At 66.1% G+C, this 24,972-nt stretch carries 23 protein-coding genes and 1 pseudogene; 11 read left to right on the top strand and 13 right to left on the bottom strand.

The genetic code is table 11. The annotated features are described in order from the left end of the window. Positions 1-126: 126 nt before the first annotated feature. The 7 genes and pseudogenes from AC1MCD_RS15910 (at position 127) to AC1MCD_RS15880 (ending at position 6,029) form a co-directional block, all read left to right on the top strand. Positions 127-1,428: an alpha-hydroxy acid oxidase gene (locus AC1MCD_RS15910; protein ID WP_498673217.1), complete on the top strand. Its 1,302-nt coding sequence runs from the start codon at positions 127-129 to the stop codon at positions 1,426-1,428. Continuing rightward, positions 1,428-2,366, top strand: a complete 939-nt coding sequence (locus tag AC1MCD_RS15905; protein WP_498673216.1) for an ABC transporter substrate-binding protein — start codon at positions 1,428-1,430, stop codon at positions 2,364-2,366. The genes AC1MCD_RS15910 and AC1MCD_RS15905 overlap by 1 nt, the downstream gene beginning before the upstream one ends. 12 nt (positions 2,367-2,378) lie before the next feature. Next, positions 2,379-3,314 carry an amino acid ABC transporter permease gene (locus AC1MCD_RS15900; protein ID WP_498673215.1) on the top strand — a complete coding sequence of 312 codons (936 nt, stop codon included), beginning with the start codon at positions 2,379-2,381 and terminating at the stop codon, positions 3,312-3,314. Further along, a complete protein-coding gene (locus tag AC1MCD_RS15895; protein WP_498673214.1) occupies positions 3,311-4,075 on the top strand; it encodes an amino acid ABC transporter ATP-binding protein in 765 nt (254 codons plus the stop codon). The genes AC1MCD_RS15900 and AC1MCD_RS15895 overlap by 4 nt, the downstream gene beginning before the upstream one ends. Positions 4,076-4,128: 53 nt before the next feature. Next, positions 4,129-4,521 (top strand): RidA family protein, encoded by a 393-nt coding sequence (locus tag AC1MCD_RS15890; RefSeq protein ID WP_498673213.1) that lies wholly within the window; start codon positions 4,129-4,131, stop codon positions 4,519-4,521. Then, a pseudogene (locus AC1MCD_RS15885) lies at positions 4,518-4,712 on the top strand (FAD-dependent oxidoreductase); the annotation flags it as partial. The gene AC1MCD_RS15890 and the pseudogene AC1MCD_RS15885, both read left to right, overlap by 4 nt. A gap of 132 nt (positions 4,713-4,844) precedes the next feature. Next, on the top strand, positions 4,845-6,029 hold the full coding sequence (locus tag AC1MCD_RS15880; RefSeq protein WP_498673212.1) for a metallophosphoesterase family protein: 1,185 nt from the start codon (positions 4,845-4,847) through the stop codon (positions 6,027-6,029). 25 nt (positions 6,030-6,054) lie between these two features. Here AC1MCD_RS15880 and AC1MCD_RS15875 read toward each other — a convergent pair whose 3' ends face one another. From AC1MCD_RS15875 to AC1MCD_RS15830, 10 genes are all read right to left on the bottom strand, one after another. Further along, positions 6,055-6,423, bottom strand: coding sequence for a hypothetical protein (locus tag AC1MCD_RS15875; protein ID WP_498673211.1), 369 nt, complete (start codon positions 6,421-6,423; stop codon positions 6,055-6,057). 14 nt (positions 6,424-6,437) lie between these two features. Continuing rightward, positions 6,438-8,414 (bottom strand): APC family permease, encoded by a 1,977-nt coding sequence (locus AC1MCD_RS15870; protein WP_498673210.1) that lies wholly within the window; start codon positions 8,412-8,414, stop codon positions 6,438-6,440. Between the two features lie 103 nt (positions 8,415-8,517). Then, complete coding sequence (locus tag AC1MCD_RS15865; RefSeq protein WP_498673209.1) at positions 8,518-9,201, bottom strand: response regulator; 684 nt, start codon at positions 9,199-9,201, stop codon at positions 8,518-8,520. Next, positions 9,198-10,811: a DUF4118 domain-containing protein gene (locus AC1MCD_RS15860; protein WP_498673208.1), complete on the bottom strand. Its 1,614-nt coding sequence runs from the start codon at positions 10,809-10,811 to the stop codon at positions 9,198-9,200. The genes AC1MCD_RS15865 and AC1MCD_RS15860 overlap by 4 nt, the downstream gene beginning before the upstream one ends. Positions 10,812-10,905: 94 nt before the next feature. Further along, positions 10,906-12,108, bottom strand: coding sequence for an NAD(P)/FAD-dependent oxidoreductase (locus tag AC1MCD_RS15855; protein WP_498673207.1), 1,203 nt, complete (start codon positions 12,106-12,108; stop codon positions 10,906-10,908). Continuing rightward, entirely contained in the window at positions 12,101-12,319 is a 219-nt protein-coding gene (locus AC1MCD_RS15850) for a hypervirulence associated TUDOR domain-containing protein (RefSeq protein WP_498673206.1), read from the bottom strand. Before AC1MCD_RS15850 ends, AC1MCD_RS15855 begins: the two co-directional genes overlap by 8 nt. Positions 12,320-12,422: 103 nt before the next feature. After that, positions 12,423-14,837, bottom strand: coding sequence for a zinc metalloprotease (locus AC1MCD_RS15845; RefSeq protein WP_498673205.1), 2,415 nt, complete (start codon positions 14,835-14,837; stop codon positions 12,423-12,425). A 6-nt stretch (positions 14,838-14,843) separates the two neighbouring features. Beyond that, positions 14,844-15,503: a peptidoglycan-binding protein gene (locus AC1MCD_RS15840; RefSeq protein WP_498673204.1), complete on the bottom strand. Its 660-nt coding sequence runs from the start codon at positions 15,501-15,503 to the stop codon at positions 14,844-14,846. A 134-nt stretch (positions 15,504-15,637) separates the two neighbouring features. Further along, positions 15,638-16,360 (bottom strand): hypothetical protein, encoded by a 723-nt coding sequence (locus AC1MCD_RS15835; protein ID WP_498673203.1) that lies wholly within the window; start codon positions 16,358-16,360, stop codon positions 15,638-15,640. A 108-nt stretch (positions 16,361-16,468) separates the two neighbouring features. Next, on the bottom strand, positions 16,469-18,742 hold the full coding sequence (locus AC1MCD_RS15830) for a S9 family peptidase (RefSeq protein WP_498673202.1): 2,274 nt from the start codon (positions 18,740-18,742) through the stop codon (positions 16,469-16,471). Positions 18,743-18,961: 219 nt separating this feature from the next. Here AC1MCD_RS15830 and AC1MCD_RS15825 point away from each other — a divergent pair, with 219 nt between their 5' ends. After that, positions 18,962-19,414: a hypothetical protein gene (locus AC1MCD_RS15825; protein WP_498673201.1), complete on the top strand. Its 453-nt coding sequence runs from the start codon at positions 18,962-18,964 to the stop codon at positions 19,412-19,414. A gap of 384 nt (positions 19,415-19,798) precedes the next feature. Then, positions 19,799-20,221, top strand: coding sequence for an Hsp20/alpha crystallin family protein (locus AC1MCD_RS15820; protein WP_498673200.1), 423 nt, complete (start codon positions 19,799-19,801; stop codon positions 20,219-20,221). A 117-nt stretch (positions 20,222-20,338) separates the two neighbouring features. Here AC1MCD_RS15820 and AC1MCD_RS15815 read toward each other — a convergent pair whose 3' ends face one another. Together AC1MCD_RS15815 and AC1MCD_RS15810 are read right to left on the bottom strand one after the other, a co-directional pair. Further along, a complete protein-coding gene (locus AC1MCD_RS15815) occupies positions 20,339-21,379 on the bottom strand; it encodes an NAD(P)H-hydrate dehydratase (RefSeq protein WP_498673199.1) in 1,041 nt (346 codons plus the stop codon). Further along, positions 21,363-22,124, bottom strand: a complete 762-nt coding sequence (locus AC1MCD_RS15810) for a histidine phosphatase family protein (protein WP_498673198.1) — start codon at positions 22,122-22,124, stop codon at positions 21,363-21,365. Before AC1MCD_RS15810 ends, AC1MCD_RS15815 begins: the two co-directional genes overlap by 17 nt. A gap of 188 nt (positions 22,125-22,312) precedes the next feature. On the opposite strand from AC1MCD_RS15810, the gene AC1MCD_RS15805 reads away from it, so the two are divergent. Next, entirely contained in the window at positions 22,313-22,729 is a 417-nt protein-coding gene (locus AC1MCD_RS15805) for a hypothetical protein (RefSeq protein ID WP_498673197.1), read from the top strand. Positions 22,730-22,976: 247 nt separating this feature from the next. After that, positions 22,977-23,174 (top strand): hypothetical protein, encoded by a 198-nt coding sequence (locus AC1MCD_RS15800; RefSeq protein ID WP_498673196.1) that lies wholly within the window; start codon positions 22,977-22,979, stop codon positions 23,172-23,174. A gap of 42 nt (positions 23,175-23,216) precedes the next feature. Here AC1MCD_RS15800 and AC1MCD_RS15795 read toward each other — a convergent pair whose 3' ends face one another. Beyond that, positions 23,217-24,896 (bottom strand): alkaline phosphatase D family protein, encoded by a 1,680-nt coding sequence (locus AC1MCD_RS15795; RefSeq protein ID WP_498673195.1) that lies wholly within the window; start codon positions 24,894-24,896, stop codon positions 23,217-23,219. Between the last annotated feature and the right edge of the window lie 76 nt (positions 24,897-24,972).

Genomic DNA, 24,972 nt, shown 5'->3' with positions numbered 1-24,972 from the left:
TGGAAGTTATCACAAGCGAACACCGAATCTTTTGGTCGAACTCACATATAGACCGCAGGAGATCTGCGTCACCATTGAGGAAGCGGAGGACAGCGAAGTCCCGCGAAGACCCCCAGAGGATTAGCAATGAAATTCAAAGACATCATGGCGCTGGCCACGGTTCAAGGCCCTGCCCGGACCGAAGCGGAACGCCTGTCCCGGCGTTGCTACAGCGTTGCGGACATGAGGAAGCTCGCAGCGAAGCGGCTTCCCGGCAGCATTTTTGACTACATCGAGGGCGGCGGGGAAGACGAGGTGTCCCTGCGGCGCAACCTCTCGTCCTTCGACGACTGGTCCTTCCTGCCGAAGTGGGGATCGGTGGAAAACTTTGATCTCAGTTCAACACTTCTCGGTGGGCCGGTGTCCATGCCCCTGACGCTTGCCCCCACCGGCGGCACCAGGCTCTTCCATCCCGCCGGTGAAAAAGCCGCCGCCCGCGCAGCCGAAGAGGCCGGCGTCCCTTACGGCCTGGCGCATTTGAGCACGACGCCGATGGAGCAGGTGAGTGCCGCCGCCCCCGGAGGGCGGCGCTGGTTCAATATCGAACCGATGCAGGACAAGGTGGAGCTCCAGGCGGTCCTGGACCGGGCTGTGAAGGCAGGCTACGAAGCACTCCTGGTAAATGTCGACTGCCGGGCCATCGGCCACCGCGAACGTGACTACCGCAACGGGTTCACGGCGCCGCCGTCGATCAAGCTGAAGACCGTCGTGGAGGGGGCCCTGCACCCCCGGTGGGCACTCGGATTCCTGGCCAATGACGCGATCGCCTTCCCCAACCTGGACGCCGAGATCCCCGAAGGACCGCTTTCCAGCACGCCGGACATGTGGCGGACACTGCTGGCCGGATCCTACGAACCCACCGACTGGGATGACATCCGGGACCTGCGGGCGCGCTGGAACGGCCCCATCATCCTCAAGGGAGTGGTCAACCCGAACGACGCCGTCATCGCGGCCGAGATCGGCATCGACGCGATCCAGGTCAGCAACCACGGCGGCCGGCAGCTGGACCACATGGCCTCAGCCCTGGACGTGCTCCCGGACATCGTGGACAGGGTTGAGGGCCGGCTTGAAATCATCGTCGACGGCGGCATCCGCCGCGGCTCGGACATCGTCAAAGCCATCGCCCTCGGCGCCGACGCCTGCTCCATCGGCCGCCCGTACCTCTACGGCCTCGCGGCAGCCGGCCAGGCCGGCGTCGCCCACGTTCTGAACATGTTCCAAGCCGAAATGACGCGCACCATGATGCTCCTCGGTGTCTCAACGATCCAGGAACTCCGGCTGGAAAGCCGCGCCCTGATCCGGCACCGCAACGCTTCCCTCACCAGCACATCATCTGCCCCTGATGCGCCGACCGCACTCAAGGGCCTGGTAGAAATGAGCACCCCCTGATGAAGACTCTTCCCGTACCCCCGCGGAGTCAACGCATCCGCCCCGCCGCGTGCGCCGCCGTCGTACTTTCAGCGCTGACGCTGGCCGTCAGCGCCTGCGGGACGCAGGCGCCCGCGTCGTCAACGTCCGACGCCGGGCAGGGCACCGGTGTCCCGGCGCTTGCGGTCAACGAGGCTGCCGCGCAGCTGCTCCCGGACTCCGTCAAGGCAACCAAGGTGCTGCGCGTGGCGATCCCCACCAACGAGCCGCCCACGCAGTTCTACCGGGAAGGCACGCAGGAGATGACGGGCACCAACCCGGACGTCGCGCGCCTGATCGGGGAGGCCCTGGGTGTGAAGGTGGAGATCCAGGTGGCCAATTTCGATTCCATCATCCCCGGGATGGCCGCGGGCCGGTATGACATGACCGTCTCCTCCATGACCCCCACCACCAAGCGCATGGAGGTCCTGGATTTTGTGGACTACATGCAGATGGGCAATTCCATCGCCGTGCCCAGCGGCAACCCGCTGGCGGTCAGCAGCGAATCGTCCCTGTGCGGCAAGAAGGTGGGCCTCCTGACCGGTTCCTACCAGCTCGCCGTCAACGTCCCCGCCATCGATGAAAAGTGCACCGCCGCGGGCAGCGGCACCATCCAGCGGAGCGAGTTCCAAGACACGCGGCAGGCCATCTCCGCGCTGACCAGTGGGCGGCTCGATGCCGTCCTGGCGGACTCACCCATCCTCGACTTCGCCGCCAAACAGAACCCCCAGATCGACATTGCGTCGAAGTACGACTTCACGCCGGTGGGGGTCGGCCTGTCCAAGGACTCCGGCCTGGTCGAGGCCGTTTCCGCGGCACTGTCCGAGGTGGTCAAGAGCGACTCCTACCTCAAGGTGCTCGGGAAGTACGGCCTTGAATCCAGCGCCATCACCGACGCCCGCGTCAATTTCGCCCAATAGGACGTGAATATCATGCAGCAACACTCAATCCCTGACACCAGGACAGAACGCCCCACGGCGGCCGCGGACTCGATCCCGGTGGTGCCGCTCCGGCACCCGGTCCGGCTCGCCGTCGCCGTCGTACTCATTGTTGTGGCGCTCAGCGCCGCGTGGGACGTGGCGGTGAACAAGCGGTACCACTGGGACGTGGTGGTCTCCTACCTCTTCGCACCACAGATCCTGGCCGGTGCCGGCCTGACCGTCCTGCTCACCGTCGTGTCCATGACCGCCGGCATCGCCCTGGGCACGGTCCTGGCCGTCATGCGGCTTTCGGCGAATCCGATCCTGAGCACCATCAGCCGGGGCTACATCTGGTTCTTCCGCGGCACACCCCTGCTGGTCCAGCTGATCTTTTGGTACAACATTGCCGCCCTCTACCCGGTGATCGCCTTCGGCCTGCCCTTTGGCGGACCGTCCTTTGTCCTCGGCTCGGCAAACGTCCTCATCTCACCGCTGGCCGCCGCGTTGCTCGGATTGGCGCTGAACGAAGCCGCCTACATGGCCGAGATCATCCGCGGCGGCATTGGGTCCGTGGACAAGGGCCAGTACGACGCCGCCCGGGCCCTGGGGATGGACGGCGGAAAGCTGATGCGCCGGGTCATCCTTCCGCAGGCCATGCGCGTGGTCCTCCCGCCCACCGGCAACCAGGTCATCTCCATGCTCAAAGGCACGTCCCTTGTCAGTGTCCTGGCGATTTCGGACCTGCTGTACTCGGCCCAGATCATCTACGCCACCAACTACCAGACCATCCCGCTGCTCATCGTCGCCAGCCTCTGGTACCTGCTGATGACCACGATCCTGAGCTTCTTCCAGACCAAACTCGAACGGCGGTACGGCCGCGGCTTCGACGCAGCGCCGCGCCGGACCCGCCGGGCCAAGACCCCTTCAAAGACAAGGACAGCATCATGAACACCGCCATGGTGGAAGCCCAGGGAGTCCGCAAGAACTTCGGCTCAACGGAAATCCTCAAGGGCATCGATCTCAGGATTGAACGCGGGTCGGTGACCTGCCTGATCGGCCCGTCCGGTTCCGGGAAGACCACTTTCCTGCGCTGCATCAACCACCTGGAAAAGGTCGACGCCGGCCGGCTGTACGTGGACGAGCACTTGGTGGGCTACACCGAGCGCAACGGACGGCTCTACGAAATGAAGGAACGCCAGACCGCCCGTTCACGGCTGAACGCGGGCATGGTCTTTCAGCGGTTCAACCTGTTCCCGCACATGACGGTGCTGGAGAACATCGTGGAAGCGCCCGTCCACGTGCTCGGCCGGCCCCGGAACGAGGTCGCCGCCGAGGCCCAGACGCTGCTGGACCGGGTGGGCCTCGGCGACCGCGGCCACTCCTACCCGCAGGAACTCTCCGGCGGCCAGCAGCAACGGATCGCGATCGCCCGGGCACTGGCCATGAAACCCAAACTCATGCTGTTCGACGAACCCACCTCGGCGCTCGATCCGGAGCTCGTCGGCGAAGTCCTCGACGTCATGAAGTCCCTGGCCGAGGCCGGCATGACCATGGTGGTGGTGACCCACGAGCTGGGCTTCGCCCGCCAGGTCAGCGACCAGGTGGTCTTTATGGACCAAGGGGTCGTGGTGGAAAGCGGACCGCCTGAGCAGGTCCTTGGCTCTCCGCAGCACGAACGCACCCGGGCCTTCCTCTCCAAGGTCCTGTAAATACACCCACCCGGCCGGGCCCTATGCCCGGCCACCCGAAAGGACACAGCTCCATGCTTCGACAGCAGGTCACCACCGACCGCGCACCCATGCCCGCCGGCCCCTACTCCCAGGCCATCGCCGACAACGGGTTCCTCTTTACCGCCGGCCAAACACCACATCACCCCGTCACCGACGAAACCGTGGGCACCACCATCGAGGAGCAGACCGTACAGGCCATGCAGAACCTGGCCGCCGTCCTCGCCGCCCACGGCCTGGACTTCTCCCACGTCGTCAAAACCACCGTCCACCTCCACCACCCGGGCAGGGACTTCGCCGGGTTCAACGCCACCTACGAACGCTTCGTCAAAAACCCCTACCCCGCACGAACAACGGTCGGCTCATTCCTCGGCGATTTCCTGGTTGAGATCGACGCCGTCGCAGCCCTTCCCGAAAGGGCATCATGATCAGCCTCAACCGCGACGTTGTGGTGGTGGGAGCGGGACCCTCCGGGTTGACCGCAGCCCGTGAACTGAGGAGGGCCGGCCTGAGCGTTGCCGTGCTGGAAGCCCGCGACCGCGTGGGCGGCCGCACCTGGACGGACACTGTTGACGGCGCGGTGCTGGAAGTCGGCGGTCAGTGGGTCTCGCCGGACCAGTGACGCACGGCTTTCGTCCCGCGCGGGCACCTTGCGTTCACTGCCAGTTCCGGGGCCGGATGCTTGGCTCCTCTATCGTCTCGGCGGTAACGCGGCACGAAATGGAGGCCGCCACAGCGACGAGAGGCAACAGTGACTTCACGCATCAACCAGCCCACACTCAGCAGGCGGGCGGCCCTGGCGGCAGCCGGAACGCTCGGGGCGCTGGGTATCACGGTGTCAGCCGCGGCCGCGAGCAAGGCCGCGCCAGGTGCGAAGGCGCCAAAGCCCACGCTTGCTTTCCGCGCGGACGGCAAGTTCAAAGTGGTGCAGTTCAACGACACGCAGGATGACGAACAGACGGACCGCCGCACCATCGAAGTCATGGACCGGACCCTGGATGCGGAGAAGCCGGACTTCGTGGTGATCAACGGCGACGTCATCAACGGCGGCTGCGACACGGAGCTGGACGTCAAGCAGGCCCTGAACCACGTGGTCAAACCCATGGAAAGCCGGCAGATTCCGTGGGCCGTGACCTTCGGCAACCACGACGAGGATTCTGCGCAGAAAACAGGGATGACCGAGGCCAAGATGCTGCAGTTCCTGCAGAGCTACGCCTACAACGTGAACGCCGACTCGGTGCCGGGGCTGACCGGGACGTCCAACTCGCAACTGCTGGTCCAGTCCTCACGGTCGAAGGACCCGGCCTTCGGCCTCTGGCTCATTGACACCGGCCGGTACGCGCCGGACGCCATCAACGGCCAGAACTTCGAAGGCTACCCGGACTGGGACTGGGTACGCATGGACCAGGTCACCTGGTACCGGAACCAGTCCATCGCCACGGAGAAGAAGTACGGAAAGAAAATCCCTTCCCTGATGTGGGGCCACATCGCCCTGCACGAGCACCGGAACATGTGGTTCGCCAGCATTGACTCGCGGACCGACGCCGACCACGCACGCGCCGTCGCCAAGCACAGCATCGTCGGGGAGCGCAATGAGGACGAGTGCCCGGGCCCCTTCAACTCCGGCCTGTTCAACGCCTTCCTGGAGCGCGGGGACGTCCGGGGCTACTTTGTGGGGCACGACCACGTCAACACGTACGTCGGTGACTACTACGGCGTGCAGCTTGGCTATGGTCCCGGAACGGGATTCGGCGCCTATGGGCTGGACGGCGCAGAACGGAACCGGCTCCGCGGCGCCCGCGTCTTCGAAATGGACGAGAACCACCCGGGCATCTACAAGAACACCCGGCTGGTCTTCGCGAAAGACTTCAACATTGACCTGGCGGCGAACGATCAGCCGATCGTTCCGGCCCCGCTGGACCCGGCCCAAAGCTGACCTCTGCCCCATCCGCTGCCCCGGCTTAGCCGGGGCGGGGGATGCGAGAGGCCGCTTCTGCCGCTTCCTCGAACGTGACCGGTGCGTTCTGCCGGAAGGCGGCATCGGCGTCGGCGCGGAGCACGTCTGCGGCGAGGACCCGCACGTGGACCAGTTCGTCGTGGTGCGCGCTGCAGGCCAGGACGTCCCCGCGAACCAGGGCCCGGCGGGAGGATGCGCCCGGGGATTGCTGGAAGATGACCCACCACGGGTCGCCAGCAGCGTCCATGAACACGATGCCGCCCCGGGGCAAATACGCGGCGCCGTCCACGCCGCGGCCCTGGTAACCCACCACCTCGTGAGCCGGAGCATCGAACCTGACCCCGCCTACTCCGTCAACGTCATGCCAGTTCATCGGGTCAACTCCGGTTAGCCGACGTGGACCCAGGGGCGGTTGGTGACCTCCGGCACGGCCTCGCGCAGGACTTCGCGGGTGACGGGAGCGATCTCGCCCTCGCCGAGAACCAGGAACCGCAAGAGATTCGTCACCGGATTTCCCTCAGTCCAGCGGAAATAGATGTGGGGCATCAGCCCGGTCACGTCCCTGATGTGGAGCAGCACCGAGGCGATGGTGTTCGGGACCACGGGGCCGTGGACTTCCAGGATCCGGTAGCCGTGCCGTTCCACGCCGTGGACCTGCAGTTCGGTCTCGAAGTCCGAGGAGTCGTCCACGATAACTTCCAGGAACAGGGCCTGGTGGTCCAAGGGAAGATGGCTGACTTCGATCGCCGAGGTGAGCTTGTCCTCGTACGCGGCAGCGCTGGTCCGGAGCGGTTCGTGGGAAATGATGGCTAGGGGGCCGTCCACCACCTCAGACATGAACTCCAGTGCCTGCCGGTCCATGTGCACATGGGTGGCGTGCAGTTCGAAGGATCGCCGGATCCGGGACAGCAGGGAGATGAGGATGATCCCGGCGATGAAGACCGCGGCGATCCGGATGCCTTCGGGGCGTTCGAAGATGTTCGCGACGGTGGTGTAAATGAACACCACAGCGATGATGCCGAAGCCGACTGAGCGTTTGCGCTGCCGGCTGCGCCGGGCGGAGAGGGTGACCGCCACCGATGCCGAGGTCATCAGCACCAGCACGCCGGTGGCGTACGCGCCGCCCTGGGCATCGACGTCGGCCTTGAACAGGAAGGTGATGACGAACCCGATCAGCGTGAACACCAGAACCAGGGGACGGACGGCTTTGGCCCATCCGGGCGCCATGCCGTAACGCGGCAGGTACCGCGGGACCAGGTTCAGCAGCCCGGCCATGGCGGAAGCGCCTGCGAACCAGAGGATGGCGATGGTGCTGACGTCGTAGACGGTGCCGAATCCGACGCCAAGGTATTCGTGCGCCAGGAATGCCAGGGCGCGGCCGTTGGCCTGGCCGCCGGGCTGGAATTCCTGCTGCGGAATCAGCACCACGGTGATGAAGGAGGTGGTGACCAGGAACGCGCTCATGATCACCGCGGCCGTGGTCAGCAGCCGGCGGGCGCCCCTGATCCGGCCCGCGGGGTTCGCCTCGGTGTCGGTTTCCGCTCCCCGGATCTGCGGCATGACCGCCACTCCGGTTTCAAAACCCGAGAGGCCGAGCGCCAGCTTCGGGAAGACCAGCAGGGCGATGCCGATCACCATAAACGGGTTGCCGTGCGAGGTGGTCAGTGCCTGCCACCAGTCACCCACCGCAACAGTGTGGGTGAACACCTCGAACAGTGTCAGGACAACAACGACGGCGTTGAGGCCCAGATAGAGGACCACCAGGACGACCGCGACGCCGATGGCTTCCTTGAAACCGCGCAGGAACACTGCAGCGAGCAGCGCCAGCAGCACGAGGGTGACGGCGATGTTCTGTCCCGCCAGCCAGCCGGGGGCCAGCGGGTTCTGGATCAGGTGCGCCGTGGCGTCGGCGGCGGACAGGGTCATGGTGATCATGAAGTCCGTCGCCGCGAAGCCCAGGAGGACCAGGACGAAGAGTTTGCCGCTCCAGCGGGGCAGAAGCCGCTCCAGCATGGCGATGGAGCCTTCGCCGCGGTGGCTTTCCCCGGCCACCCGCCGGTAGACCGGCAACGCGCCGAGCAGCGTCACGAGGACCAGCACGATGGTGGCAAGCGGGGAGATGACGCCCGCGGCCAGGGCCGCGATGGCGGGCTGGTAGCCCAGGGTGGAGAAGTAGTCCACACCGGTCAGGCACATGACCTGCCACCATGTGTGCTTCTTCTCGTGGGCGGTGGTCACCCCGCCCGGGCCCTGATGCGTACCCTTGCTGTCCTGCAGCCCGAAGAGGAGCCAGTTTCGCACGGCAGTTTTGCCGTGCGGACGCGGGGCCGACGGGTCTGTCGGGGTCCTGCTCAACGTGGTCATGGAGTCCTTTCCGGGCGCACACACACGCACCCGCGATCACACTCCGAAGCTAACACCGGCGGAAAATGCCGACCCGGGAAAGACGAAATTATTGACGAATCATTTACGGTTCGAAGCGGTACCCCATGCCGGCTTCGGTGAGCAGATGCCTGGGCCGGGCCGGGTCGGCTTCAAGTTTGCGGCGCAGCTGCCCCATGTACACCCGCAGGTAGTGGGTTTCGTTGCCATAGCCCGGGCCCCAGATCTTTGTCAGCATCTGCTGCTGCGTGATGAGCCGTCCCGGGTTTCGGACCAGCAGCTGCAGGATGGCCCACTCCCGCGGGGTAAGCCGTACCGGTGCGCCGTCGCGGGTCACCTTTTGGCTGGCCAGGTCAACCTGGAAGTCCCCGACGTCGATGGCCCTGAGTTGTTCGCCGCCGTCGGAGGAACTGAGGCGGCGCTCGGCCACCCGCAACCGCGCAAGAAGTTCGTCCAGCCCGAACGGCTTGGTCACGTAGTCATCGGCTCCCGCATCGAGGGCCCGGACCTTGTCCACGGATCCGTGCCGGGCAGACAGCACGATAATCGGTGTGTTGCTGGACCGGCGGATCCTGGTAATGACGTCCACGCCGTTGATGTCCGGCAGGCCAAGGTCCAGGACGATGATGTCCGGCCGGCTGTTTTCGGCGTGCTGGAGGGCAGCGGCTCCATCCAGTGCCGTAAGCACCGCATACCCTTCGGCATGCAGATTGACCTGCAGCGCCCGCAGGAGCTGGGCTTCATCGTCGACGACGAGGACAGTTCTCATCGCCCGCCGTCTTCGGTGGTGCGTCCGTCAGCCGCGGACATGAGGTGTGCGTTTTCGGGTCCCGTGGAGAGCGGGAGCCGGATGACCATCGTCAGGCCCCCTCCGGGGGTTGGTTCGGCGGACAGCTGCCCGCCCATTGCCTCGGTGAAACCCTTTGCGACGGCCAGGCCCAGGCCAATTCCGAGGCCGTCGGGGGCGTCGTCGAGGCGTTGGAAGGGTTCGAACATGGTGATGACATTCACGGCTGGAACGCCCTGGCCATGATCCACGATCCTCAGTTCACCGCAGGGACGTCCGTCGATGGTGGCCATGGCAGATCCGCTGGCGGGGCCCGCTATGACGACGTCGGCGCCCGGCGCGTATTTCAAAGCGTTCTCCGCGATGTTGGCGATGACCCGCTCCAGCATGCCCAGGTCCGCGTCGATGAGGGGCATGTTCGGGGCGAGATCCACCCTGATGGCACCGGCGAGGATTCCCCGCAGCGCTTCTTCGATGGCATCCCGCCAGGTCACAGGCGCTGTAAGGGGTGCCGCGGATCCACTCGAAATCCTGGACATGTCCAGAAGATTGCCCACCAGAGACTCAAGGCGGTCTGAATACGACTCGATGGTTTCGAGCATCTCGGCCTTGACCTCCTCCGGGAGCCGCATGTTCTGGCGCCGCAGGGCTGTGACGGCAAGCTTGATTCCTGCCAAAGGTGTTCGCAGGTCGTGGCTGACGGCGCGCAGAATGGACGTCCGGATGCTGTTGCCCTCCGCCAGCTTTGCCGTCTCGCTCAGTCTGAGCTGGAGTGACTGACGCTGCCGCAGCAGGAGGAGGTGGGACCCGTAGGCTGTGAGCAGCCGCCGGTCTCCCGCAGTCAGGTCCCTCCCGGCAACCACCAGCGCCGTCAACGGGTCCGCAAGTTCAACGGCACCGGCGGTGGGATCACCGGAACCGGGGGGCGGGGGAGGCGCCTGGCCGGAGTAGGCCTGAAGCGCCCAGCCTTCGCCGGAATCCGCACTCAGGGGATCCGCGGGCGGGTGATCCGCACGCACGGTATCCACACGCAGGGTATACAACCCTGCAGACTGGACCTGGAAGGTCTTCCGGACCTTGTTAAGAAAAGCCGGCACCGTATCATCCTCGATCAGCGCATCCCGGGCCAGGCCGGCCAGGGTGGCCGCCTCGGACCGTGCTCGGGCGGCTTCGCGGGCACGCCTGGCCGAGAGCCCCACCAGCAGGGACACCGCAATCGCGGAGCCAAGGAACACGGCCAGCGCGAAAATGTTCTGCGGATCTTTGACGCTGAACGTTCCCACCGGGTCCGTCTCGAAGTAGTTGAGCAGCAGCGAGTCCAGCAGCGCAGCCACTACCGCCGGCCACAGCCCTCCGATGAACGCCACTGCCATCACGCCGGTCAGATGGACCAGCACATGCGTGGCTAGGTTCAGGTCCGGGGCAAGGGAAAGTACAAACGTGGCGAGTACTGGTAGGAGCACGGCGAGAATGAAGCCTGCGGTCGTCCGGGCTCGGCCGAGCGTCAGCGGGGCGGCCTTGGGCAGCACGGTGAACGTTTTGCCCACGCCGGGAGGCGCGACCGGAAATATGCGATGCGATCCATGTGCCACACAGACAGTCTGACAGTTTCGGTCGAGCCTGATGGGCATGGCGAAGCCCCCTATGCCGGACATTACGCGGCCCATCCGAACGGGGCAGGTCCGCCTACGCCCGGCCCTTCAGGATCAGGTTCCAGTAGACCTGCGGGAAAACGTCGCGGTCCACCACCCAAGACGCACGGCTTTCCTTCCACGTGGGTACCTTGGGGATGGTGGGCTTGGGCCGGTAGTCGGCGTCGAACTCGGCGAACACCACGGTGGAGCGGGAGACGGTGAACGGGCACACCGCATAGCCGTCGTACTTCTGGGTCAGCGGCGTTCCCTTCCGGGCAGCCATGAGGTTTTTGGCCAGGACTTTGGTCTGTTTGCGCAGCGCGCCGCCGCACTTGGAATTGGCGGTTGCGGCAGCGTCCCCCAGGGACCAGACATTGGGGTAGCGGACGTGCCGGAGGGTTTCCGGGTCAACCTGCACGAACCCGCCGTCATTGCCGGGGGCCGGCAGGTCCGTGGCCTTGAGCCAGTCAGGTGCCGACTGCGGCGGAACGGCGTTGAGGACGTCGTAGCGGATCTCCTCGGTGGTACCTGCCGCGTTGTCGCGGATCAGCACGGTCCGGCCGAGGGGGTCAGCGGCTGTCAGTTCGCTGTTGAGGCGCAGTTCGATGCCGTATTCGGCGATCTTCCGGTTCAGCTCGTCATCAACGCCGGGGACGCCGTAAACGGTGGGGTAGGGCTGGACCATGACCACCCGGATGTCATCGAGGACTCCCTGTTCCTTCCAGTAGTCGCAGGCCAGGTACATGGGTTTCTGGGCCGCTCCGGCGCACTTAACCGGTCCGGCGGGCATGGTGAACACGGCGGTGCCGGACGTGAGGCTGCTGAGCAGGGTCCAGGCTTTGGGGGCGAGGTCGAACTCGTAGTGGGAGGCCCCGAAGGGCGAATGGACCGCCGCTTCGAGGCCCGGGATCCTGTCCCAATCCAGCTGCAGGCCTGGGCAGACCACCAAGTGGTCGTAGGTGATCTGGTCACCGGAGTTCAGCGTGACCGTGTTGGCTACGGCATTGATCACCAGGGCTCCGTCCCGGATCCACTCCACTCCCGCCGGAGTCACGGAAGCCTGCGAGCGGATGGCCTCCGCCGCCTTGGCCTTGCCGCCGGCGATGTGGGAAAAAAGCGGCTGGTACAGGTGGTGGTCTTTGGGTTCGACGACGGCGATGTCAGCAACGCCGTAACGGTGCAGTCGTGCCGCCAGGGAAATGCCCGCGTTACCGCCGCCGATGATGAGGACTTCGTGATGGGCGTTATCAGTCATGACCCTGGTTCTTCTCTGTCAGGGCCGATGCTTTATGGGCCGCCCGGGCCCCGGTCTTCGCCGACTCCACCACGTACTGGGGTTCTTCCGCCGTTGCCCGGTGGGTGTTCCCGTCCAGTTCAAAATCGCTGGTCTTCTGCTCCACAATTTTGCCGTGAGTGGGCCCCTGAGGCGTGTTCCATTCCACGGAGGTTCCTTTGCGTAGCGACATGTCTGCTCCTTTGGCCCGGGGTGAGAAACCAGCTGCACACAATAGTAAGCATGGTTAGTATCGCGGGTCACGGGTTCGAGCCCCCTTGATCGCTCCAGGTTGGCTACCCGGCGGCAGGTGCCGTTCCGCCAGCACCCGCTGTCGGCGGCGCCGGCGCCTCAGCGGTGGGAGCGGACGACGACGGCGGGTCGCCTGGGGCCAGCTGCGTCGGTTGCATCGTGGGCGGCGCAGTAGGCGGCGCAGCGGGTGGCGCAGTGGCCGCGCCGTTGCCGGTGGGGACTGGCGCTGGCGCCGTGGAACCGGGGGAGGGCGGCGCTGTCCAGCCCGGCGTGGGGCCCGGGCTGGCAGTTTCAGTGGACGGTGCGGTGCCGGCCCTCGTGGCGCTGGGGTCCGCCCTGATGATCGCGGTGATCTGTTCCTTGTACGCCGCCAGCCTGCCCTGGATTTCACTCAGCGGCACATTCTGGATGTTCCTGCCGTAAGCGGCAATCTCGGCCCAGAGCGCATTCAGCCGTGCCATGCTGTCTTCGCCCAGCGGGCCGTCCAAGGTAAGGACCAGCTGGCTCGCCAGGGCGTAGGTGAGGCACTCCAGGCAGTTGTAGTTGGCGGCAGCGGACAGGTTTTCCGGGACGATGACGTCCGTCTGGCCCACAATAAGCACCACTTGGAAGCCGACTGCCACGGCCGCGCATCCCGAGCAGCTGGCGAAGGCATACGCCTCATTGGTGGCGTCCACCGGTTCGCCGGCCTCCGCCCAGACCAAGGCAAAGGCCACGCTGTACTTCACCGATCCGTCAGTGGTGTTCACTGCCAGCGCCTGGTTGCCGTCGGCCTCGGGAGCGGCGGGCCGGTCGAAGGGGAATACCCAGGCAGGGGCCGAAGAAGCGCCGGAAGCCGAGGCCGCGGAAGTGCTCGCCGCAGCCGAACCGGCGGGCACCAGGACCATGCTGAGCTGCGGGTTCTCCCTGGTGGGCAGGGCCGTTCCTGCAGGCCACGGGGCCACGGTGCTGCCCGGCTGCCCCTCCCGGAGCACGGTACGGGACTGTGGAAACACGGAAGTGGTGGCGTCTGCCAGCGTCCCGCGTTCGTACGGCTGCACCGGACGGTACGTCCCGCCGTCGGGCCACCACGCCCACGCGAGCCCTGCCACAACGGCCGCTACGGCAGCCATGGCGGCGCCACGCTGCAGCGCCTTGCCGCTTGTCTTTCGCCAGAGTCCGGTCACCACCTGCCGCAGCAGGCGCACCAGGATGTAGAGCATGCCCAGCACCGGAAGGGCCACGGCCGCAATGGCCAGGACACGCACGGCGGCCCCGGCCAGGTCCCCGGCGGCGGCGCTTTCAGCGAGCAACGATTGCTGCCTGAGTACGCCGTCCCACGCGGTGGCCAGCAGCCGCGGCAAGGCGAGCACCATCATCACCAGGCTGAACAGCAGCATTGGCACGGTCACCAGGACCCAAAGCGTCACCACGGCGCGCGCCCACGGTTTCAGGACCCGGCTTTCCGGCTTGCCCCAACGCCCGGGGAGCAGGCCGAGGAGGGTCGGCTTGATGCGCTGGAACAGGTCCGGAACCCCTACGGTGTCGGCGAGGATGTGGTACCCGTCGTACCGCACGAGGGGGAGCAACTGACGGACCATCTGCAGGATCTGCGTGACCACCACCAGCAGCAACGCGTCAAAACCCGTGGCCCACCAGATGCCCATGATGGCCACCGCCACGATGGCGTTGAAGTACAGGCCGCCGAGGTCCGTGCGCAGGCGTCCGCCACGGCCCAGCCGGTAGGAATCGGTGACGTCGGTGAAGAACGCCGGCCAGATCAGGTACAGGCCTGCGCCCATGGCTCCGGGGGTGGCGCCGCCCTTGCGCGCCGCGGCCGCGTGGCCAAACTCGTGGAAGCCGGCGGACAGGATGGTGATGGCGAAAATCAGCAGGAGCAGGGCCGGGTTGGCGAACGCCTCGTGGGTGGCGGAGCCGAGGCCCTTCACCATGAGCACCCACCAGCAGGCCGCCAGGAACGCCGCCGTCACTGCCACCACGATCAGCGGAGTGAACAGGGCGGCAAAGGGTGCCGTCAGCTTGCGGGTGCGTTCCGGATCAGTCACCGTGTAGCGGAACCGCATCCCCAGCAGCGGGTCGGCTTTGCGCACCTCCGGCTGTGATCCGTCCGCCAGTTGAAGCAGGCCCATGGGCAGCAGCTGTGAATCCATCAGCGTGCGGACGTTCTCCGCGCTGACCAGCCGCCCCGAACCCGTGCTGGCGTGCTGGGCGATCTCCGCCAGGCTCCGGGTCCCATCGGTGGCCTCCAGCACCAGATACAGCAATGGCGTCAGCTGCAGGGTCTGGCCATCTGCACGGCGGACCAGGGAGGGCGGCTCGCGGTAGCCCGACCCCTCGGACTGGCCGAGGAGTTGGACTCCTTCGGCCCGGGCTGGAACCTGCGGCCGGTGCTCCGTGGCGGTGGCAGGGGACGACGGCGGGCCCGCCTGTCCGGGCGGCCCGCCGTGCGTTGTGGTCATCTGTGCTTACTGTTCGAGGTTGGACTGCTGATCGGCCGAAGCGTTGGCTGCGCCATCGATGTGCTGGGTAATCATGGCGTCCTGATCAGCCACGGCAAAGGCCTGGCTGTCGATGGAGCCGATGTTCGCCGCCACGGCGGCGTCGATTGGGGCAGCAACGTTGGCGTTGGCGGCCACGGCACCGTTGATGGGTGCGGCGATGTCGGCGTCGGCCGCAAGGTCCACGTTAACGTTGAGCAGGTCCCCGTCGAGGGCTGCTGCGGGATCAACCGGCAGCGCACCGACGTCGGGCAGTGCTGCGTCCGGCGCGGTTCCGGCCGGGGCCTCCGGCGCCGTTTCGGTTCCTGTGCCCTGGCTGATGATGCTGTCCTGGGCGGAATCGGCATTTGCGTCCGCCGCGATCCCCTGGTCGATGATCACGCCCTGGTCAGCCAAGGCCTGCGCGTCCGAGCCGAAGGAGAGGATGTTGGCCGAGGCCGCGGCGTCAATTGGTGCCGCCACGTTGGCGTTGGCCGCTACGGCCAGGTCGATGGGGGCTGCCGCATCAATGCCGAGATCCAGGTCCGCGTTCAGGTCCAGGACGGAAGCAACTTCCTTGTCCGGCAGGGCGGTGGTCTGTTCCAGCAGCAGTTCATCGTCAGTCAGGGGACGCATTTCCGGGTTCATGCTTACGCAACCTCCAGTACGGCGCGGGTTGTCTACCCCCAGTGGGCAGCCCGCGCCAGACAATAGTAAGCATGATTAGCTTTATTGCACATCGATTGATCCGTAACTGCCGTTACGAGTGTCCAAAACGGCAGTTACGGAGCAATCGATGGGGTTGTGGCACTTGGGTCGGCGTGGACGATGGCGATGATCTGCTGCTTGTACGCCTCCAGCCGGGACTGGATTTCAGAAAGCGGGACGTTCTGAAGGTTTGTGCTGTACTCGAGGCTCCTGCCGTACTCGTCGATCTCGTCCCACAGTGCTGACAGTTGCTCCATCCGGTCATCACTCAGCCCGGAGCCCACGCTCAGGACCAACTGATTGGCCAGCGCATTGGTGTGGCATTCCAGGCAGTTGAAGTTCACGGCCGCGGAATGGTTCTGGGGAGCGATGACACTGGGTTGTTCCTCGATCAGTACCACCTGGAATCCCACGGCCACGGCCGCGCAGCCCGTGCAGTGGGCGAAAGCGTACGCTTCATTCGTCGTGACCACGGGATCGCCGTCTTCGGCCCAGATCAGGGAGAATTCCACGCTGTAGTCCACCGAGCCGTCGGTGGTGTTCACCGCCAGGGCCTGGTTGCCGTCCCCTGTCGGGGTAGCCGGCGGGTCGAACGGGAACACCCAGGGCGGTTCCGGGCCCTCCCAATCCGCAGGCGTATTTTGCGGGGCGGGATCAGTGGCGTTGGCGGGCCAACACGCCCCCGTGAGCCCGACCATAAGGGCTGCCGCGGCGGTCAGGGTAACAACATGTTGCGGCGCCTTGCCGCGGAACTTCTGCCCGCGTCCCGCGATCAGCTGCTGGGGAATCATGCTCACGTCACCTCAAGTCCGGCCCGGGTTGACCTGCCCCCAGCGGACAGCACTGCATTCGACAATGGTAAGCCTGGTTACCTTTTTCGGAAACCATATCGAACCCGGATGGGGCTATTTCAGGCCGGCCCCCGGAAGCAGCTCCGTTGCGCCGAGGGAATTGGCGATGAAGGCGTAATCCCACGCACGCTCGCGCCACTGGACGTACCGCCCTGACGCACCGCCATGCCCGCCGTCCATTTCGATCTTCATCACGATGGGCTCCGTGCCGGTGGTCTTGTTCCGCAGCTCCTGGACCCACTTGGCGGGCTCCACGTAGAGGACGCGGGTGTCGTTGAAGGATGTCACCGCGGCGATCTTCGGGTAGGCCACCTCCCGCACGTTCTCGTACGGTGAGTAAGAATTCATGTAGGCGTACACCTCGGGGTCCGTGATGGGGTTGCCCCATTCCTCCCACTCGAGGGCGGACAGCGGGAGCTCCGGATCCAGGATGCTCGTCAGCGGGTCCACGAACGGCACCTGAGCCACCACGGCGGCGTACTTTTCCGGTGCCAGGTTGGCCACGGCGCCCATCAGCAGGCCGCCCGCGGAGCCTCCCATTGCCGCAATCCGGGACGGATCCACCCAGCCCGAGTCCGCCAGCCAGTCGGTGGCGGCCACGAAGTCGGTGAAGGTGTTCTTCTTGGTGAGCTTTTTGCCGTCCTCGTACCAGTGCCGGCCCAGCTCGCCGCCGCCGCGGATGTGGGCGATCACAAACACCACCCCGCGGTCCAGCAGCGACAGCCGCGCGATGCCAAAACCGGGATCCATGCTCAGCTCATACGAGCCGTACCCGTATACCAGCCCCGCCGCCGTCGAATCCTGTTTGATGCTCTTGTGCCGCAGGACGGAAAGCGGTATGCGGGTGCCGTCCGCGGCGGCGGCCCATTCCCGTGTGGCAACGTAGTCGGCGGCGGAGTAGCCGCCCAGCACCGGGCTTTCCTTGCGGAGCAGCAGCTCGCCGGCGGGCTGTGCCGGGGTGGGAAGGACAAAATCGTAAACGCGCGACGGCGTGAAATAGGACGTGTATCCCAGCCGGATCACCGGCGCCTCATAGTCGGACCCGCCGACGCCGGCTGTGTACAGCTCCTCGTCGAACGCCGGTTCCACGGGCGCCTCCTGCGCGGGGGTTCCCAGCCCGGAAAGCCCCATCACCTGGACCCGCTCGATGGTGTCCTTGCGGACGGAGACGATCAGGTGCGTGGAGGTGACCCCGGCACCGTTGACGCGGACGTCGTCGGAATGTTCGACGACGGTGCTCCAGTGCTGCTCGGCGAGGGGCTTGGTGAGCTCGGCCGGGTCAACCAGGGAGACCATGGAGTTCACGGCGTTCCGGTTGTGCGTGATGATGATGCGCTCCTGCTTTTCGCCGTCGGAGCCGGTGAGCAGGAAGGGTTCCGCCTCGTAGAGCACGCGTTCGTCCCGCGAAATCACCGTGGTGAGGGCCGCCGTCGGGTCATCAAAACGCAGCAGCCGCGTTTCGCTGTACTCGGAGCAGCCGATGCCCAGCACGAGGTGACTCCTGTCAGAGGAGAGCTCGAAGCCCAGCCACATGGCGACGTCGTCCTCCTGGTAAATCACCTCATCGTCGGTGACGGGCGTGCCCAGGACGTGGGACTTCACCTGGTAGGGGCGCCACGAGTCGTCCACCACGGTGTAGAAGATGCGCGTGCCGTCGGGGGAGAAGCTGACGCCGTAGAAGACGTTCTCGATGACGTCCGGCAGGAGTTCGCCGGTCCGCAAATCTTTGATGTGCAGGGTGAAGCGTTCGTCGCCGGCGTTGTCCACGGCGTAGGCGAAGAGGTTGCCGTCCACCGTGACGGCGGAGCCGCCCACGGAGAAGAACGGCTTGCCCTCGGCCTCAACGTTGCCGTCCAGCAGCACTTCCTCGCCCGGGATTTCGACGCCGGCTTCCACCGCCGGGGGAGTCCAGTCGGCCACGGGGTTGCCGGTGTCCTTGGCGCGGACCCGGCACTGGATGCCGTATTCCTTGCCCTCCACCGAGCGGCTGAAGTACCACCAGCCGTCCTTGCGGTTCGGGACAGACAGGTCTGTCTCCTGCGTGCGGCCCTTGATTTCCTGGAAGATGGCCTCCCGCAGCGGCTCCTGGTGCGCGGTGACCGCCTCCTGATAGGCGTTCTCGGCCTTCAGGTGCTCTACGACCTCCGGGGATTCCTTTTCGCGCAGCCACTCGTAGTTGTCCACGAAGGTGTCGCCGTGGTGGGTCCGTTCGTGCGGGACCTTCTTGGCGACCGGCGGCGTGAGACTGCCGGTGCTGGTGGCGTCAGCGGACGGGGCGGCCGAATCGGGGGAGGAGTTGGCGGAATCCTGCAGCGGAGTCTGAGTCATTCCTTCAATATAGATACCCCCGCCAGCAAAGGGCACGCCCGTTCGCTACCGGGGTAGCGGCCCCCTCCCCCCCTGGACGCTCTCTCACTTGATGTGGACTTTTCCGGAACGCTCTCTCACTTGATGTGGGCTTTTGCGGAACGCTCTCTCACTGAGGCCCTCCGGGCAGGGTGCCGATGGTCCCTGTTGGTCATTGGCGTGGGGGGCTACAGTCAGCCCATGAGGACCCTTGTGAGTCTCCCGATTTCCAGCAAAACATTCTCGGGCGGACTCGTCGCCCTCCTGATCTTCAACGTACTATCGGCCCTTGGGGGTGCTGTACTGGCCATTGCATTTGGCGGCGCGGGGGTCCCCTTGGAACATCTGGCGGGTACCTGGTTCTCGTCCTCCCTTGTGCTGGGGCTCATTCTGGGTGTCGTCGTCGGGGGAACGCACGCGGCCGCGGCCTTTGGCTTGGTTGCGCGGAGTCCCTGGGCTCTGTTGGTGGCTGCGATTGCGGGCTTCGCCATGATCATCTGGATCTTCACCGAGGTGGCCATGATCGGATACTCCTGGCTGCAGAGCCTCTATTTCGGGCTCGGTACGTCAGAACTGATCCTCGTTATGGCACTGCTGGGAATTGCCCCGTCAATCGTTTCCCCCGTGAGACATGAGACATTGAAGGTGCCGTAGAAACTTTGGGAAAGTTACCGGCGGGGACCCCTTGAACCGTCCTCCGTGCGGTGCTAAAACGGCATTACCGGGAGGATCCGGACGCGTTCTTTTTCATCTGCCTCTTGAGGGCGGCTAGCCCTTTGGGCACGCCACAGCGCCAGATAGCGCATCGGCAGTTTGCGGGTGACCCTTCCGATAAGGTGGCCCCCGGCCTCGCCGGGGGCCATCCCTATGAGCGGCTGCGCGCCCTGCTGACGCCGATGGTGATGCCGGCAATGACAACATCAAAGATCGCAGCAAGTTCCGTTGCGAAGAACCGCACACAGCCGCTATAGAAAATCTGTATCAGGCAACATAGATTAGCTAATGCGTGTTGAAACCAGCTCTGACGAGGAGGAAGTCATGTTGGTGCGTACCGATCCGTTCCGCGAATTGGACAGGCTGACCCGGCAGGTCCTCGGAACCAGTGCGCGTCCTGCAGCGATGCCGATGGACGCGTGGCGGGATGACCAGGAGTTTGTGGTGGCCTTCGATCTGCCCGGAGTTAGCCCGGACTCCGTTGACCTCCACGTGGAACGAAACGTCCTGACCGTGAAGGCCCAGCGCCCCGAACCTGCCGGGAGGAACGTCGAGCTGATCGCCTCCGAGCGCCCGCGCGGATCCTTCAGCCGCCAGTTGATCCTGGGTGACACCTTGGACGTGGAACACGTCAAGGCAACGTACGACGCCGGCGTGCTGACGCTGCGGATACCGGTGGCCGAAAAGGCCAAGCCACGGAATATCGAGATCGAAACGAAGGAGCCGCAGTACGAGATTGCGTCATAGCCCCCAACTCCGATGACGCCCCACAGTGATGACCCCCGGCTGGGCCGGAGGTCATCACTGCGTCCGAGGAGTCCTTCCCGAGCGACCCGCCCGCGGGCGTTGGGGGAGAAGTAAGGGTCAGGTTCCCAGTTCCAGCATCAGCGCCGGAAGTTCGTCGGCCAGTTCGCGGGCCAGGAATCCCAGCGGACCCAGCCTGCTGGCGAGCCTGTCGGCGGCTGCCGCATGAAGGTGCGTTCCCCAGCACGCGGCCTGGGCGTCGCTGGCACCCCGTGCGCGGAGCCCGGCGATGGTGCCGGCCAGAACGTCTCCGCTGCCGGACGTGCCCAGGCCGCCATAGCCGGTGGTGATTTCCCAGAGTTCGGGGCCCTCCGGCGCCTGGATGTCCGGTGGGCGAGCGATGAAGCCCTGGCAGCTGACCACCGCTTGGTACTGCCCGGCAATGTCGCGCACAGCCGTTTCCAGTTGGTCCAGCTCCCGGCCCAGCAGGATCGCTGCTTCCTTCGGGTTCGGGGTAAGGATCAGCCGCCCATGCCACGGCTGCAGGGCATCCCCCAGCCTGGGCAGGCAACCCAGGGCGTAGGCGTCCAGAATGATGGTGGCACCGCCGGTTCCGGAGCCCCCGCCGGTACTGCCGCCGTCGTCATCCCGTTCCAGCAGAATCCTGAGCAGGTCTTCCGTGCGGTCCGCATCGTCCAGTCCGGGGCCAATCAGAACAGCGTCGGCGCTCTCGAGATCCCCGTGAAGGGGGTCCAGCCCCGAGCCGCGCACGGAGCCGTCCTTGGTTTCGGGAAGCCCAATGACGCCGGCCTCCGGGAAGCTGACAGCCAGCTGCGTGGCCACAGATTCGGCGACGGCCATGGTGAGCCTGCCGGCTCCTGCCCGGAGCGCTGCGATTCCGGCCAGCAGGGCGGCGCCCGGCGTGGCCCGGGCGCCGCCGATCACCATCACCGCGCCGCGGGAGTACTTGTCCTCCCCGGCCGACGGCAGCGGCCAGCTGCGCAGCAGCGACGGCGTGACCGGCGTTGCCCGCGAACCCGGTGCGGCCGTTCCGCCCGAGCCGGCGCCGCCGGAACCTGCCCCGCCGGAACCTGCCCCGCCGGAACCTGCCCCGCCACCGGCAGACGGGCCACCGGCAGAGGGGCTACCGGGGGTGGACATTGGCATCCCCGGCGTGTTCGGTGACCTCGACACCCTGGGCGGTGAGGTGGTCCGCCACGTTGAAGCTCTCCAGCGTCCACGGGCCGTGCCCTTCGGGACGCACATAGCGGGTGATGGACGCGTTCAGGACCGAGGTGCTGGCGGCCAGGTCCAGGAGTTCCGCTTCGGTCATCCCTTCCAGCACGTAGCGGACCAGCAGGATCAGGGCGTCGTGGCACACCAGCATCACCCGCTGCCCGCTGCCCAGGTTGTTCAGTTCGCCAAGGACGGAGCGCAGCCGCAGCACAACGTCCGCCCAGGATTCGCCACCAGGCGGACGGTAGTAGAACTTGCCCAGCCAGCGCCGGCGTTCGGCCTCTTCCGGGAGTCGCCGCTCCACGCCTTGCCGGGTGAGCATGTCCAGGATGCCGAGTTCCCGGTCGCGGAGGCGCTCGTCGGTGCGGACCTTGACGGGCCACCGGGCGGTTTCCACGGCAATCTCCGCCGTCTGATGCGCCCGAACGTAGGGGGATGACACCACAGCGTCGGGCCGGAGCTCCTCCTCGAGCGACGCCAAGGCCCTGCCCAGCGCGAGCGACTGGTCCTGCCCCGTATGGGACAGCGTCACATCCGCGTCGCGGGCCGGCACGTCGATGACGTCCGCACCGGCCTGGCTGGCCTCGGTGGCCGCCACGTTGCCTTCGCTCTCGCCATGCCGGACCAGGATGAGCTCCACCGCGCCGGCTTCCCGCACTGCCTGCGTCAAACCGCTGTTTTCCAAGACAAACCACCCCGTCGTCGTGCGTCCCTGCCCGTGCAGAGCCTACTTGAGGCGTACCCACTTTCCGGTCCGTATAACGATCAATGTGGCATCCCACAAAGTGCCCCGCCAGACCCTTGACAGGGCGTGGTTACCGCGCAGTAATTAAAAGCACACTTTGTAAATTGGGGTCGATGATGAGAAACCTGATACCGAAGGGCACCCTCCGCCAGATGCTCCTGCCGCCCACGTTCGGGCTGCACATGACCAAGGCCGCAGACTTCACGGTGCTCTCCGTGGAGGTCTGGAGCACCTGCCTGGTGGTCAACATCCATGTGGAATCCGCTGCCGGCGCCGCGGTCCCCGAAATCACCGTCGAGGATCACTGGGGCACGGTCTACACGCTGCAGGATTCGGCGAGCGTGGGCTCCCGGAACCTGCAGGTGTTCACCCCTTCCGTTCCGGCCGGCACCCGGAGCCTGACGATCCGGTCCACGGACGCCGCCGAGGGCCGCCTGGTGGTGGCCTTCGCCGTCCGCGCCATGCGCGACGCCGACGACCTCGGCCACGCATCGGCTTACCAACCTCACCACCTCCGCCGCCCCGCCTAGGATTTTGCGCGCAGCACACCGGCCCGTACTTCCAAAACGCTCTCTCAGTTAATGCGGGTTTTTGACCGACGCTCTATCACCTCGTGTGCCTCGGGCCCCATCAACTGAGAGAGCGTTCGAGGAATTCCCGCATTAACTGAGAGAGCGTCCGGCTTGAGTGGGAGCGTCCGGCGTAGATCGGCAAACGGAGGCGGGCGTATCCTGATCACGCAAAGGCGCATCCGCCCAGCGTGAGAGGGGAAGCTTCATGACCATCCCGCCAGTGCACGAACCCGAGCCGTTTCCGCCGGAGCCGGGGCCTGACCCGTTCACTCCGGATCCCACCCAACCCGGGCACCCGGGACCCGCCAGGCCCAGCCCCGTACCGACGCCGGAACCTCCCGGCCCGCTGCCCATCCCGGACCCGGGGCCGACGCCCCTGCACCCGGACCCCACCCAAAGCTAACGGGATCCCGGGCAGTCCGTCACGGCCCGCCCGGGCAACCAACTACCTTTCCGGGGTCAGGACCTTGGAAAACACCGTGACGCCGTTGGCGTTGCGGAGGCTGGCAGTGAAGGAGTTGTCCTCACCCAGTTGGACGTGCCCGAAGAACTGGCTCTCGCCATCGCGCGGGGACTGATTCACGGACCGGCCGGCCTTAGAGAAGACGACCTCCGGACCAAACGTCCCATCCATGGCGTTGGGCCCAAAGGAGCCCGCCGCGATGGGACCGGCCACGAACTCCCAGAACGGATCGAAATCCGTGAACGCTGCGCGCTCGGGCGAGTAGTGGTGTGCGGCGCAGTAGTGCACATCGGCGGTCAGCCACACGATGTTCTTTACCTTGTTCCGTTTGAAGGCGCTGAGCACGCCGGCGATCTCGAGTTCGCGGCCGAGCGGTGCGCCGTTGTCACGGTTGGACACGCTTTCCTCGTTCACCGGGCCGTCCGGGACCACGATGCCCAGCGGCAGGTCGGCCGCGATGACTTTCCAGGTCGCCTTGGACTTCGACACTTCGCGGATCAGCCAGTCCACCTGCTCCTGGCCCAGGATGGACGTGGCGTACGCTTCTTTCCCGTCCGTGTTCGGGGACTTGAAGGTGCGCATGTCCAGGCAGAAGATGTCCAGCTGGGGGCCGCGGCTGATCTTCCGGTAGATGCGCGCCGGCTGGTACTGCCCGCCGTCGTCGAACGTTCCCGGCCGCCACAGCGCCGAACTGTCCGCGATGGGCATGTTCTCCTGCCACGCCTGCCGGCCGCGGGCGGCGAGGGTGTTGACGTCGCGGACGGTGTACCGGGCGTCGTCGATGATCTGCCCGGGGTACCAGTTGTTGTGGGTTTCGTGGTCGTCCCACTGGGCAATCACGGGGATGTCCGCGAACATGGCACGCATGTTTGCGTCCAGCGAGTTGTAGCGGTGCCGGCCGCGGAATTCGGTGAGGGTTTCGGCCACCTTGGACACTTCGTCCGTGACCACGTTGCGCCAGATCTGGCCGTCCGGTTCCACCACGATTGCGGCGATGGGGCCGTCGGCGTAGATGGTGTCACCGGAGTGGATGAAGAAGTCCGGGCGCGTGTTGTGCATCGCCTCGTAGCCGCGCATCCCGCCGAGTTCCTCGTTGATGCCCCAGCCCTGGCCGGCGGTATCGCCGGTCCAGACAAAGCTCTGGACGGACGACGGCGAGCCGTCGGCTTTGGCGCCTCCGTTGCCTTTGGTGCCGCTCCTGAAGGTCCCGGTGTCCGGCGCCGTACGGAAAGTGCCGTTGACGGTTTCGCCCGCGGCGCCGTCCTCGTCCTCGAAGCTGATTTCCAGGGCGAAGCGGGTGTTGGCGGGGAGGCGGCCGGCATGGATCTTGGCGGTGAAGTCGGAGGCCTGGGTGGCGCGCGGACCGCGGAGGGTCCGCTCAAAGGCGCCCCGGCCGCTCAGTGCGGCGCCGCCGTCGTCCACGGCCCGGAGGGTGGCCAGCATCCGCCCGGGCCCCGAAGCGCGCGACCAAAGCACGGCGGAATCGGCGGTGACGTCGCCGGTGGCGATCCCGCTGGGGAGGGTGAGCCGGTTGCGGACCAGCGGGATGCCCGACGGCGTGGGGCTGCCGGGTGCGGCGGCCTGGGCGGCGGTGGGTACGGCAGCCAGTGCGGCGGCGAGGACGGATCCCTTGACAACGGTGCGGCGCGAAAGTTCAGTCATGCCTCCACCCTTCACGCAGCGGGCACACGCACTCCTACCCGCAGGTGAACGCCGGATGTGGCGCGCCTGAACAGCT

It is taken from the genome of Arthrobacter sp. BF1 (assembly GCF_056680215.1).
Note: the sequence above shows the minus strand (reverse complement) of the source record. Positions and strands in the feature narration are given on the sequence as shown.